The following is a 13,621-nucleotide window of genomic DNA, read 5'->3' as shown; positions in this document are numbered from 1 at the left end:
CTTTTTTTTGGTGGAAAGACTTGTAATTAGAGATGAGCCACATTATGGGAAGAACCATGCGGTTAAAATCCATTACAAAGGGTATTTTATATGAACAAGTATTTATATGAGAGAGGAGTGTTAGTATGAAAAAATCACAGATTTTATTTATGATGATGTTTATTTTCCTGTTAGCAGCTTGTCAACAGGAAACGCAATCTGAACCAAATAATGAAGTAGAGAAGAAGGAACCTAACCAAGAAGTAACCGATGAAAATAGGAACAGTCCCGATAAGGAGCAGGAAGATGAAGCAGTGAATGATGAAATAGCACTTGCTGATTTTTTCATGAAAGACGGTACGGAAGCGGAGTTTGCCGGTGAAGGAAATGAATTTGCCCCATATACAGCAAAGACAGAATGGTTGAATGATCGTTTTGTAAATGTATATGAAGATAATGGTGGAACGATTATGTTAAGAACATTTCGGATTGATAATGATAAAATTGTTGTCGTACGGGAGGAAGGCGAATCAAATGTAAAATTTGATCCCACAGATCAAGAGCTTAATGAATTAGAAGATCTATACACCTATTTACAGCTACCTCTAGATAAAGATATAACATTTGATGGTTGGACTGTAATTGATAATGCGATGACAGTGGAAACTCCATTGCAAGTATTTAAGAGTGTGATAGTTATTAAAAAGGAAAATATAGATGGGTCTACTAATACTAAATACTTTGCTAAAGGCTATGGAGAAATAAAAAGGGAGTTTTTGATGAAAGAGGAAGATAAAGAGCCATTCGTGGTTACTTCAACAATTGAAAAAATAAATTAAAACTACAGCTAGTATATTGGCAAGCCCCACCTAGATTTTTCAGGAGCACTGAAAAAGTCTAATTCTGTAGATAAGCTAATTTCAGGCTGCTCAGAGCATAAATGAATAGCTTTTTCTCTAAAAGTATAGAAAACGATTATAAATAAAGATATATAATCCAAAGGTGGAAATATTTAATAACAAAACGAATAACATTTTCCTTTGATCCAAGCGTAATTCGAAGAGGGCAATGATAAAAAGTCGACTTTATTAAGCATGAATGTTAACTTGTAGCAGATTCCCTAGAAGGTTCTAATTGCATTTACATGAAAGAAACAAAATAACTTTAAGAAAAACACAACTATGTTGATTGAATCGTAAGGTGGCGACTCCGAGGGATCACTGCATGCCCTCGGAGTCTCGCCATCCTGAAGCGGAAATCAACAGTACTCACATGATCTTTTGCAGGTGAGGTTATTTACTAATGTCTAATTTCGAATACATTCTTTGGGATCATCATATGTTTTTATGTAGAAGCCATCTGTTGCCGACCATTCAGCGAAAAAAATATTTTCAATAGCAGCATAGCCTTCTTTCTTCAGTTCATCTTGAAGCCAATTGGTTGTCTTTCCTGCAAATTGCAGGATTTCTTTTTTAATTTTGCCTTCATCGATTAATAAAACGGAAGGAGCTTCATCTTTTACTTCCATATGAAGCATGGCAGCGGTCGGTGGCTCTGAACTTGAATATTTTTGTATACTTATATTTCCACTCGGCTCTAAATATAAATCACGAACTTCACGTAAAGAAAACACACCTTGCTGTCTAAGCATTGTACGCAATTGTTCCATTTCTAGATGATTTTTCTTCATTGCGTTTGTATCAAGCTGTCCATTTTTTACAATAACAGACGGCTCTCCTTTTAAGATTTTTTTAATTCTATCATTTTTAACAGCTATTACTTCAATGATGTAGATAAGAATAGCCCAAATCAAGACGGCGAATAGAAAACTCCAAATAGTTATTTTTTTATCGTATAGGCTTTCTTCTAATAATCCGCCAAGAACGAGCGCGTATACAAAATCAAATGGGGTGATCTGAGCCATTTCCTTTTTTCCTAGAAGTCTAGTTACAACAAGAAGAGCCAATAAACCCAGTACAAGTTTTAGTGCTGTATCAAGAAACTCCATCTCATTCTCCTCCTGCTATCTCTTTTTCAACAATCTCTTATAGTGATACATACCACCGAAATCACAAATTAATCTTTCCTGAAAATTCCTATGAAACTGGCGGTTTAGGAAAAATCGGGGTCTCCTAGTCTATTGGTTACTGTTTAATGGCAATTTCTATTGGTATAATTGGCGTGATTAAAATATTAAACGGAAGATTACGGATACGTAAGAGAAGATACAATAAATATAATAATTCATAAAAACTTTGTTAAAAAATTATTTACTCAACTAAGAAAGGGCTGTGAAGAATGAAGAAAACGTCAATCAAAGGTGTCGGTCTTTATTTGCCTTCTCGAATAGTGACAACCGAAGAGATTGCGAAACGTCTGAATGTTGATCCAGCCCGAATTACTCGTGCTTCGGGAATTGACTCTAGACATATTGTTACAAATGAAACAAGTTCGTATATGGGTGCAGAGGCATTGAAAGAGGCCCTAGAGGATGCTGAGCTTCAATTGCAGGATCTTGATTGTATTATTAATGCAAGTGGTGTGCCACAACAAGCGATTCCTTCAACTGCAAGTCTCATTCAAAAGCAGATGAATGGAAGTGACACAGGCATTCCATGCTTTGATATTAATTCAACTTGTCTTAGTTTTGTAACGGCATTTGATGTGGCGAACATGGCAATTTTAACAGGAAAATATAAGCGGATCGCTATTGTATCTACTGAAATCGCATCGGCAGGTATCAATGAAAAGGTAATCGAAAGCGCTGTGCTATTTGGAGACGGGGCGAGTGCAGTTATAATGGCAGCAATAGAGGGAGAGCAAGTAGGTGTGCTTGGTTCGCATATGGAGACATACAGTGATGGTTCATCTTTTACTGAAATCAAAGGTGGTGGGACATTAATCCCGCCACGAGCTTATAATGAGCATCCATTGGAAGATTTTTTGTTCCATATGGATGGGCGCGCAGTATTTAAAATGACGTTAAAAAAAATGGATGGTTTTTTAACTAAACTACTTAACAACGCTGGAATTGCTAAACAAGATTTGCAGATGGTAATTCCACATCAGGCAAGCGGCTCATCGATGGAGATTGTTCGCAAAAAACTTGGGTTTTCAGTGGACCAATTTATGAACATCATTCGCAATCATGGCAATATGATTGCTGCTTCTATACCAGCAGCACTTTATTATGCGATCCGCGAAAATAGAATAAAGCGTGGTGATAAAGTGATGTTAATCGGGACTTCCGCAGGCCTATCTATTGGAGGGCTTATATTTGAATACTAAGTGTATTTTATTAACTGGAGCGAGGGCGCCGATCGCGGTTAACATTTCACGTACATTGACTAAGGCAGGACATAAGGTGATTTTGACAGACTCTACTCCGCTTGTCATTGCAAAATGGTGTAAAGAAGTAAAGCGATTTTATCAGACGTCTGCGCCGAATCAAATGCCAGAACGGTATATAGAGGAATTACAGAAAATTATTGAATGTGAGAATATTGAATTGGTTATTCCACTGTGTGAAGAAGTGTTTTTCATTTCCCGATACAAAGATAAATTTAATGCAAATATCTTTGTCGAGGAATTCTCTAAAATGCAACTTGTACATCACAAAGCTAAGTTTTGCGATTGGGCCTTAGAAAAAGGTTTTTATGCGCCGAAAAGCATGCTTGCAAAAAATAAAGCAGATATCTTAACATTTATTGAACAAAGTAAGAAGCAATGTTTCATTTTAAAACAGCCATATACGCGTTTTTCTAATTCTGTACGAATAGTGGAAAAAGAAGATGTGTTACAAAACGATACGTTTCCAATTGTTGTTCAAGAATTTATCGAAGGACGAGAATGGTGTACATATAGTGTCGCGTTAAAAGATGGTTTGACGACAGTGCTTTATCCATCGGATATACATTATGGGCAAGGTACAACGATTTATTATAAACAAACGAGTAATAAGGTATTGCAAGACTATGTTAATCAAGTGATCAAGCTTCTAGGGTGGACCGGGCAGATTGCATTCGATCTAATTGAGTGTGCGGAAACGGGGAAATTTTATTTCATTGAATGTAACCCTCGTGCTACAAGCGGTGCACTTTTCATAAAGGCAAATGCTTGGTTTACTTCTACTAAGCCATTAAAGGAAGCCTATCAAATGGCTCCGCTTATGTTAGGGAAGATCTTGAGAAAACCATCAGTGGAAATGCTGAAAAATTATCGAAAAGCTAGTGATATTATCGGTTTTTCAAGTGGTATTCGACCTTTTTTTGCCCAATTTGCCGTCTTGGCCGGCTGGTTTCTGATAGCTAGAAGGTTAGGCTGCACGATGACAGAAGCTACAACAAGGGATATCGAATGGAATGGAGAGAGCTTACCATGAAATTGGCGATTACGGGAGCCACGGGATTTCTAGGCCAACGAGCATGTGAATATTTACAAGAGAGAGACCATCATGTGATCGGTCTAGGTAGAAATAATAAGAAGGGGTTAGAGCTTACTGCTGCTGGTATCCCATTCGTTCAAGCAGATTTGTCAGATGTTGAGCAGCTGACAAGAGCTTTCAAAGGAGTTGAAGTGGTTATTCACTCTGCAGCTAAGTCCGAACCATGGGGAAAATACGATGATTTTTATCAATCGAATGTAATTGGTACTCAAAATGTGTTAGTAGCCGCTAATAAAGCAAACGTGAAGCGGGTCATTCACATTTCTTCACCGAGCATTTATTTCCGCTATAATAGTAGACATTTTGTAGAGGAAGAAGAGCCAGTACCTAAAAAATTCGTCAATGCTTATGCTAAAACGAAATTTCTTGCTGAAGGTCATGTACAGAATGTAGTAAGACAAGGGCGTGAGGCGATTATTTTACGTCCGCGTGCATTATTTGGACCTCGTGATACGACCATTCTACCGCGATTGATTGAATTAAATAGTCAACGTGGTTTTCCGCTTCCAAACAAAGGGAAGTCGCTTGTTGATCTCACGTATATAGACAATGTCGTGCGAGCGATTGAACTAGCACTTACAGCGCCCAAACAATGTATAGGTGAGGCATACAATATAACGAATGGAGAGCCAGTTTACCTCAGGGCGGCATTACAGCAATTATTTACAGCACTGCATATGCCTATGAACAGTAAGGTAATCCCTTATTCCGTTTTATTTTGTCTTGCAGCTATCCTTGAAGGGGGTCATAAAGTGTTCATGCCAGACAAGGAACCAATACTGACGAGATATAGTGCTAGTGTATTAGGGAAAACCCAGACTCTGAGTATAGAAAAGGCTAGAAAAGACCTGGGATATGAACCAGTGATTTCCATACAGGAAGGGATTGAGCGTTATGCAACTTGGTGGCACGAACAAAATAAAAGGTGTGAAGGCATTTAAGACGGGCTCTTGTTCGAGCTATGACTTTATTGCACGGGCGGGAGGAAAGTTCAAACAAGTGCATTTTCCATCTCTTGCATTTCTAATAGATCACGAGGAGGGATATGTTCTTTTTGATACAGGATATGGTGATCAATTCTTTACTGCTAGTGAACGCCTTCCATATAAATTGTATCGTTATGGCACACCAGTAACTTATTCATCGCAAGATAGTTTGAAGACTCAGTTGGAGGATAGTGGGATAAATACCAATGAAATAAAGACAATTATTCTTTCTCATTTTCATGGTGACCATACGGGAGGGTTGCTTGACTTTCCTCATGCAAAAATCGTTTGTAGTAATAGGGCATGGGAAGCTGTTAGGGATTGTAAAGGGGCCAAAGCTGTAAGGCAGGCATATTTGCCAGGAACAATCCCGGAAGATTTTAGTGAACGGGCAGTTTTCATCGAAGAGACTCCAATTCTTCCTATAAATAAAACACATGCCCCTTTTTCAAAAGGTTACGACATTCTCGGAGATGGATCCGTCATTGCCGTATTTTTAGAAGGCCATGCAAAAGGCCAATTTGGGGTCTTCTTTAACGATGTTTTTTTATGTGCGGATGCAACTTGGTCATCTGAGGCTATTCGCGCGAAATCTTTACCGAACCGAGCGGCAGGGCTGATTATGTCCTCTTGGAAAGAGTATAAAGAGACATTTGATCAAGTGGTGCATTTCCGGAAGTTACACCCCGAATATCAAATCATTCCATCCCATTGTACGGAGGTTTCTCATGAATAAAATTCGTGTGCTTCAGCATTATTTGAAAACCCGATATCGTCAATCTTTTACATCACGACAAGAACTTGAACGTCATCAGCGTCAGCAACTAGATCGTTTTTTTAAAAAGTTACCTTCTAATTTGGCCTATTTTACGGGATTATCTCAATTAGAAAGGAACCAATTATCAATAGATACGCTTGATACATTACCGATCACGGATAAGCTATTTATGATGAAGAACTTCGATAAAATAAATACAGTTGGCATTGCAAAAAAACAGGCTTTCGATGTTGCACTGAAAGCGGAAGAATCTCGAGATTTTTCCCCCATGCTCAATGGTGTCACTATTGGCTTATCATCGGGAACTTCTGGGAACCGAGGGCTTTTTCTCGTATCACCCGAGGAGAGGGAAAGATGGGCAGGCATTATGCTGGCAAAGATGTTGCCAAAGTCAATTATCCGTAAACAGAAGGTAGCATTTTTTCTTCGAGCTAACAGTAATCTCTATGAGACGGTTTCTAGCAGTACCATTCAGTTTACATTCTATGATTTACTAGACCCGGTGAATGAAAATGTAAATAAATTACGGGCCCTTTCACCAGATATTGTCATAGCCCCGCCAAGTATGCTCCGGATCATTGCCGATTTAAAAGACCGACCTCCATTCAAAAGAGTGATTAGCGTAGCGGAAGTGCTGGAGAAAAAGGATCAAGCATATTTAGCACAAGCATTCGACCAGACCATTCACCAAATCTATCAATGTACAGAGGGCTTTCTCGCACATACTTGCAAAGAAGGCAATCTTCATTTGAATGAGGAATTTGTGTATATTGAAAAGGAGTATATCGATGAAGAGAAAGGTATATTTTCGCCAATTATTACCGATTTCTCGCGGATGGCCCAGCCAATTATTCGTTATAGATTGAATGATTTGCTTGTGGAAAAGGATGAGCTTTGTCGATGTGGCAGTGCATGTACAGTGTTAGATCGGATTGATGGACGGAGTGATGATATTTTTATTTTTGAGGGAGCCGATAGTGGTGAGGAAGTAGCCATGTTTCCAGATTTTATCCGTCGTACGCTCATTTTGCACGGCGATGAGCGCGATCAATTTAGAGTAATCCAAGAGAAGGACGGTACATTAGCGATTTATGTGACAAACGTCCAAGATGGCGATGCTATTAAGCGATCATTCCTAGCACTCTTTTCAAAAATGGCCTGTGTCCCAGTTGATCTTACAATTTTTCCATATATACCGCCAGAGGCAGGCGTAAAGTTGCGCCGGGTTCAGAAGCGATGATTGCACTTTATAAAGATTTTCAAAGTATTGATTGGTTTAGATGCGAAAATCGGCAAGAAGTAGAACCTTTTCTTCAAGTCATGATGGGAGGATTGTCGGAAAAGATTCGCAATATTCATAGTGAGGTATATGCGATACGAACGGGAAACTGGATTTATCCAATGACGGTGACGACGGAGAATTATGATGACAGTTGGATTGTGTCGCCATATGGGCAGTATGTCATTTCGTTGAAGGATGAGCTAACACAGTATATTGATTCTCGCTTTACTCGTAGTATCATTCGTTCAATTATTCGGTTTCTAGATGGTTGTATTCGCCGCGTAAAGAACAGAATTATTTATATACATAATTTTCTCGTTTCCACAAATCTATATGCCAGTAAATGTGAGATGGACGTGGAAAAGATAACTGCATTTCTGGCGCAGGAATTTCCTGAGCACGCAATCGGTTTCCGTTCCCTAAATGAAAAGACAGCTTCGGATTGGATAGATCAGCTAAAAGATGGAGGCTATCAACCTTATGGAAGTCGTGTCATTTATTACTGGCATTCGGCAGATAGGATGACGAAGGGACAGAAGAAGGACCATGCGCGCGACCGTTCCAATTTTAAAAAGTCAGGACTTATTAAGAAAGAAATTTTAAATGAAATCGACATGGATGAATGTGAACGACTTTATGATAAATTATATTTGCAGAAATATTCACCGAATAACCCACAGTACACTGCGCACTTCATGTATGAAATGTGTCGGAATGGAAGATTTGATATGATTACATTAAATCACGATACATGCGTGGCTTTTGGTGGATATTTTATTATGAATGATCAAATGGCGACCCCGTTTTTCGGCTGGGATACGGACCTAGATGAGAAGACTGGTATTTATCGAATGCTTTCAAATCAGCTGTATGAAGTAGCACGGGAAAAAAAGATTCTAATGAATAATTCAGGTGGAGCGGGAAGTTATAAAAAGGCACGTGGTTGTCAGCCTGAAATGGAGTATAGTTATATTTATACGAAGCATTTGCCAATTAAAGACAGATTAAATTGGCAGGCAATTCAATTCCTCACATACACAGTAGGAAGTAGAATACTTTGGAAATTTAGATAAGAGTTCAAATAGGAAAAGGAAGGGTTATTATGTCCCAACAGAGTAGAAAGTCGATTACTGCTGAATTAATTGCAGAGCACGCTCATTTTTTCAGTTGTCCAATCTGTACAAGGTCGATGTTATTTGAAAATAATACAACATTAGTTTGCACAGAAGGTCATAGCTATGATCTTGCAAAAAAAGGCTATATTCACCTACTGTCACAGTCTGTAGATACGAAATATGATAAGGCATTGTTTCAATCTAGGCAAAGAATTGCCGAAAGTGGATTTTTCACGCCACTTATAGAAGCCATTGCTGATTTAGTCGAAAGCGCACGGTTAAGCGAAAATATAGCTATCTTTGACGCTGGTTGTGGGGAGGGATCTCATTTAGCGCAAATACAGAAATATGTTACCGGAAATACAATTGGTTTTGGTGCGGATATTTCAAAAGAAGGAATTCAACTCGCAGCAAGTAACCCTTCAAAAACAATTTGGCTAGTTGCCGATTTAGCCAAAACACCGCTCGCTAATCAAAAGTTTCCGTTCATCTTGAATGTTTTATCTCCGTCTAACTACTCTGAGTTCGATAGATTGCTCACAGATGATGGCCAGCTTATAAAAGTAATACCAAACAGCGCTTATCTGCAAGAGCTTCGAAAGATCTTCTATGGGGATAAAGAGAACTTTGACAATGAGAAGACAATGAGTCGATTTCAAGAAAAATTTGATTTAATAAAAACCCAAGAAGTTAAGTATCAAGTTCGGTTAGAACAGCCACTATTGAATGATTTAGTGAAAATGACCCCGCTATCATGGTCAGCAAATGAAGCAAAACGCAAGCAAGTAAGTGATACGTCAGCAATGGATATTACAGTTGACATGACTATTTTGGTAGGAAAAAGACGGAAGAGATGAATGGATGAGGACGTTTTAAATAAGATTGTTACTAATAGCCCACGCTAATGTAAGACCTCACAAAGAGGTTAAATAACAACAATATACGCGGAAGAGCCATAGGTGAAAAGTTGAACTTGAAGGACGAATGAAGAGGTGAAAACATGAGTGAAAGCAAGACATGTAACCATCCAACGATTAATACGAATGATATGCAAAAAATGTGTATCTCCATCGTGCCAATTTTTAATCATCTAGCACATGATGAAATGTCTGAGATCGTGAAAACAACTCAATCTATTACATTCAAACGAGGAGAATCCTTGTATAATGCTGGCGATCCATTTAATTCCTTATATATTATTCATAAGGGAAAAGTGAAAATTTACCGTTTATCTGAATCAGGAAAAGAGCAAATTATAAGGATTTTAGAGCCAGGTGATTTCACTGGAGAACACGCACTTTTTAGCGAATCTGTTCATGACTCATATGCAGAAGCGATGGAGAAAACGGAGATATGTATGATGAGTCGTGATGCTCTCCAAAACTATCTACTGAGGTATCCACAAATTTCGTTGAAAATTTTAAGCGAATTTTCGAAGCGCCTTGACCGAGTAGAAATACTAGCGACTAGCTTTGCTACAGAAGATGTGGATACTAGAGTTGCTCTTTATTTGGCTGAACAGACAGAGCAAAGCAAGTCGATGAATATTACGTTGCCGATGTCGCGGAAGAATCTAGCATCTTATCTTGGAACAACGCCGGAAACGATCAGTCGAAAACTTACTAGCTTTGAAGAAGCTGGCTGGATTGAGCAAATGGGACAGAAAAAACTACGAATTCTAGATTTAGACGCGTTACTGCTAATATAGAAAGAAAAATGCCTACTGGATAGTTCCCTTCTCTTATAAAACATGTTAACCTTGCTATTGCGTTGTTGTATGGGCATTCGCTTTTTGGGGGAAGGGAGCTACCTCAGTGTGCTAGTGCATCCGCAGAGGATCTCTCGTTATCCGTTCTTCCCAAAGGAGTTCAATCAACAGAGTGTGGATTAGGCTAATCCATTTAAATGAGGGCGTTGTTTTTTTGGCCACGCCTAATCATCGCTTTCGATTTGCTTGTTTACCCACACTCTCGATCGCCAGCGCTGCATTAATATAAGTCCACGGACCCACTCATCAACGATAAAACCGATCCAGACCCCAATCAAGCCCAAACCAAAATGTATGCCTAGTATATAGGCAATTGGCACACTAATTAACCACATACCAAGAATACCTACCATCACCGGATAATTGATATCCCCCGCCGCTTTAAGAGAATTATTAAACACTAAATTAAACGCACGTCCAGGCTCTAATAGTAATGTTAAAAGAAGAAGAGTGCCCCCTAATGTAAGTATTTCTGGCTTATCTGTAAAGATACGGAGTATCGGCTTGGAAAAAACAAAAAATAATGTAGCTACACCTAATGCAACACTAGCCGCTATTTTATAGAGGCGTATACTTTGTTGATAGGCATCGTCGAACTTTCTTGCTCCAATTTTTCGGGATATAAGAATTAATGTTCCTTGCCCAATAGCGCCGGAGAAAGCTGTAATAAACACTCTTATATTTGTGGAATACACATTAGTTGTCAGAGCAACCGTTCCTAGCAAAGCAATAAAAACAGTGATTACAACCATCTGTAGATTCCACGCAGCTGAGTCTACAGAGGAAGGTATTCCTATTTTCAAGAGACTTTTTACATGCTGTTTCGGAAAGTGTAAAAGTTTTGATAGAGGAACTCTTTCTCCAACCCATTTCACTAAAATAATAAATAGAACAATAACACCTACTATTCTACTTACTACCGTTGCAATCGCAACTCCTTGAACACCTAATACTGGAATACCGAAAGGACCAAAGATAAATAAATAGTTTCCTATGATGTTTAATATATTGACCCCAGTGATCACGTACATGACTTGTTTCGTAAAACCATGACCTCTGATTACCGCTGATACTGTTAACATCAAAGCTTGAATGAAAGAACAACCACCGATAATCATTAAGTAAATCGATGCATCTTGCATTAGCTCCTCAGGGAGACCCATGATTCGTAACAGATCGGCAGCGAATAAAATCAAGATTATACCTATAAACAAACCGAATAGAGAATTGAGAGAAATGGAAACACGAGCAATTTCAGAAGCACTTTTATACCCCTTCGCACCTAAATGTCGTGAAACAAGAATGGTTGTACCGACGGTCAACATACTGCATAACATAATAGTCATCATAACTATTTGATTGGAGAAGCCTACTGCGGCTACAGCATTGTCTGAATAATAACTAAGCATTATAGTATCAGCGATTCCCATTAATCGATTCAGAATAATTTCGATAAATATTGGCCAAGTTAGCGCGAATAAAGTAAACCTTTGTACTTTGTCTTTACTCATAAAGTTAGTTATCTCTCCTCTGAAAATAAATTTTAGGGCGTTTTCATTGTACTTTAACATTAATTTAAAATATAGACTGATAATTTACTTTATTCCGTGTTATGATAAGAGTATAATAAAGGAAGAGTTATTCTAACTTGAATAAAGAGACGAAAAAAGAAACGGCAGATATGTTATTCTGCCGTTTCTTAATCTTTGTTATTTAACTTTTTGGTCATCAGCCTTTTCAATAATAGACCAACAAAGATTCCTGGGATGACACTTAACATCGGAAGCCAAATAGGACCTAATAATACACCAAATAAAGAAAGCTTTGGTGAATAAATGGTGCCTAATGTTACAAAATACGCGGAGAAGGCAAATGGCAGATAGGAATATGGTTCTTTTCCACCTCCTGCATCTTTAAATGCATCCCACATGGCGAAAAAGTATAAACAAGGGTAAAACATAAGCCATTGAAAATCGGCTTGATTAATCGCATGGTTAACATCTCCATGAAAACTAGAAATAATCACCTCATTAAAATGCGCCTGTACATTAATTAAAAACTCCAAGGAAATAAATACTATTCCTTTGATATATTTTCCGTTTAATAATTGACCGAATCCAGGAAGGGCAATACTCCAAAATAACTTCTCTTTTGCTTCCACATCATTTTAACCCTTCGCCAAATCTTTTCGATCTGGAGCGGAAGGAGGTTTTTCAAGCCATCCATTGGAAATCATTATTTGCGCCCCATCCGTAACAAATTCCCCGGTTTCTATTAATAAACGGCTATAAGCGGTTGCTAAATCCCTCCTAGGACTACCTGCTAAACTTTGCCCATAAAAACCGATACCGGCATTATTTAATGAATCTGTATGAAACATGAGCAATTTGTCGGAAAATACAGGTTCCTGAGAGGTTGTAACGGTAAGATTGGAAGAAACAGGTGTAGCCAAGTTGCTTTCTGCTAAAAACTTACTGAAAATAGCACTATGATGCTTGGCAATTTCTGTTCCTCTCGTCATGAATTTCCGCACTTCCTTCGATTGCGCGATTTGAGAAAAGCCTGTTAATAGGGAACCTCCCAGCGTATTTCGATATAAATTCATAAATAGGAGTGAAATTTCATTACTCGTTAAAGGCCTTTGCTCTCCGATCCATCCAGCTAAAAAGTGTTGTTTATTAACGAACTCTGTTTGCTTTGGATAAGGGATATAGGGGGGACGTATGTACAACCCTTTTTCAAGTAATAGATTTGTTGCACGATTAAATAAATCAGTTGATGAATGTAACCAAGATGTAACATGTGTGCGAATATCATTACGGGTAGTACTTGGAAGTACAACACTGTAAGAAGTTAGTCCCATAATACCGATATTAAGAACATAATGAAGTATCATCTCATCACTAAATAGTCGTGGTGCTTTCGTATTGACATCTTGTTCTGTAAACCCAGTTGGTGTAGGAAGATCCTCCTCATGATAAATTTTCTTTAATGTGACAATATGTGATTCTGATAAGTTTAATGAATACTCCAAACAAGATCTGATCTCAGGAGTTTCTACATGTTCTAAAAAATACGAATTAACGCAAACTGCCAATGTTTCTTTCATATACAATCCAAACAAAACAGATAACTCGCTTGAAGTTAATTTTATATGGTCATGATTTGTCATTAAATAACCTCCTTATCATTCGGCATGAATAGTGTCTCCCAAAAAAGAATAAAGTATTATTGTTTAATAACAAAGAGGAAGGGTAAATTTCAAGTTG

13 protein-coding genes are annotated in these 13,621 nt (G+C 38.1%); 9 read left to right on the top strand and 4 right to left on the bottom strand.

The features are described 5' to 3' along the window. Positions 1-125: 125 nt before the first annotated feature. Positions 126-818, top strand: coding sequence for a hypothetical protein (locus tag BLE01S_RS13790; RefSeq protein WP_066143207.1), 693 nt, complete (start codon positions 126-128; stop codon positions 816-818). A gap of 467 nt (positions 819-1,285) precedes the next feature. Here the strand turns inward: BLE01S_RS13790 and BLE01S_RS13785 are convergent, their stop codons facing one another. Next, positions 1,286-1,987, bottom strand: a complete 702-nt coding sequence (locus tag BLE01S_RS13785; protein WP_066143204.1) for a DUF421 domain-containing protein — start codon at positions 1,985-1,987, stop codon at positions 1,286-1,288. A gap of 290 nt (positions 1,988-2,277) precedes the next feature. Between BLE01S_RS13785 and BLE01S_RS13780 the strand changes: the two genes are divergently transcribed. The 8 genes from BLE01S_RS13780 (at position 2,278) to BLE01S_RS13745 (ending at position 10,292) form a co-directional block, all read left to right on the top strand. Beyond that, the gene (locus BLE01S_RS13780; protein ID WP_066143201.1) at positions 2,278-3,267 is read left to right on the top strand and encodes a beta-ketoacyl-ACP synthase III; all 990 of its coding nucleotides are present in this window, start codon (positions 2,278-2,280) and stop codon (positions 3,265-3,267) included. Beyond that, positions 3,257-4,360: an ATP-grasp domain-containing protein gene (locus BLE01S_RS13775; RefSeq protein WP_066143198.1), complete on the top strand. Its 1,104-nt coding sequence runs from the start codon at positions 3,257-3,259 to the stop codon at positions 4,358-4,360. The genes BLE01S_RS13780 and BLE01S_RS13775 overlap by 11 nt, the downstream gene beginning before the upstream one ends. Next, the gene (locus BLE01S_RS13770) at positions 4,357-5,364 is read left to right on the top strand and encodes an NAD-dependent epimerase/dehydratase family protein (RefSeq protein WP_066143194.1); all 1,008 of its coding nucleotides are present in this window, start codon (positions 4,357-4,359) and stop codon (positions 5,362-5,364) included. Before BLE01S_RS13775 ends, BLE01S_RS13770 begins: the two co-directional genes overlap by 4 nt. After that, complete coding sequence (locus BLE01S_RS13765; protein ID WP_066143191.1) at positions 5,318-6,145, top strand: MBL fold metallo-hydrolase; 828 nt, start codon at positions 5,318-5,320, stop codon at positions 6,143-6,145. The genes BLE01S_RS13770 and BLE01S_RS13765 overlap by 47 nt, the downstream gene beginning before the upstream one ends. Continuing rightward, on the top strand, positions 6,138-7,427 hold the full coding sequence (locus tag BLE01S_RS13760; RefSeq protein WP_066143188.1) for a F390 synthetase-related protein: 1,290 nt from the start codon (positions 6,138-6,140) through the stop codon (positions 7,425-7,427). Before BLE01S_RS13765 ends, BLE01S_RS13760 begins: the two co-directional genes overlap by 8 nt. Then, a complete protein-coding gene (locus BLE01S_RS13755; RefSeq protein WP_066143185.1) occupies positions 7,424-8,542 on the top strand; it encodes a hypothetical protein in 1,119 nt (372 codons plus the stop codon). The genes BLE01S_RS13760 and BLE01S_RS13755 overlap by 4 nt, the downstream gene beginning before the upstream one ends. 29 nt (positions 8,543-8,571) lie before the next feature. After that, positions 8,572-9,441 carry a putative RNA methyltransferase gene (locus tag BLE01S_RS13750; RefSeq protein WP_082788732.1) on the top strand — a complete coding sequence of 290 codons (870 nt, stop codon included), beginning with the start codon at positions 8,572-8,574 and terminating at the stop codon, positions 9,439-9,441. 143 nt (positions 9,442-9,584) lie between these two features. Then, positions 9,585-10,292: a Crp/Fnr family transcriptional regulator gene (locus tag BLE01S_RS13745; RefSeq protein ID WP_066143182.1), complete on the top strand. Its 708-nt coding sequence runs from the start codon at positions 9,585-9,587 to the stop codon at positions 10,290-10,292. Between the two features lie 224 nt (positions 10,293-10,516). Here BLE01S_RS13745 and BLE01S_RS13740 read toward each other — a convergent pair whose 3' ends face one another. From BLE01S_RS13740 to BLE01S_RS13730, 3 genes are all read right to left on the bottom strand, one after another. Next, positions 10,517-11,863, bottom strand: coding sequence for an MATE family efflux transporter (locus BLE01S_RS13740; RefSeq protein WP_066143179.1), 1,347 nt, complete (start codon positions 11,861-11,863; stop codon positions 10,517-10,519). 188 nt (positions 11,864-12,051) lie between these two features. Continuing rightward, positions 12,052-12,513 carry a hypothetical protein gene (locus BLE01S_RS13735; protein WP_066143176.1) on the bottom strand — a complete coding sequence of 154 codons (462 nt, stop codon included), beginning with the start codon at positions 12,511-12,513 and terminating at the stop codon, positions 12,052-12,054. A 6-nt stretch (positions 12,514-12,519) separates the two neighbouring features. Next, positions 12,520-13,524 (bottom strand): DUF3231 family protein, encoded by a 1,005-nt coding sequence (locus tag BLE01S_RS13730; protein ID WP_066143173.1) that lies wholly within the window; start codon positions 13,522-13,524, stop codon positions 12,520-12,522. Positions 13,525-13,621: the final 97 nt, after the last annotated feature.

Origin of the sequence: Lederbergia lenta NBRC 16444 (assembly GCF_001591545.1) — a bacterium.
GTDB classification, from domain to species: domain Bacteria; phylum Bacillota; class Bacilli; order Bacillales; family Bacillaceae_C; genus Lederbergia; species Lederbergia lenta.
This window is presented reverse-complemented; position numbering and strand designations above follow the sequence as displayed.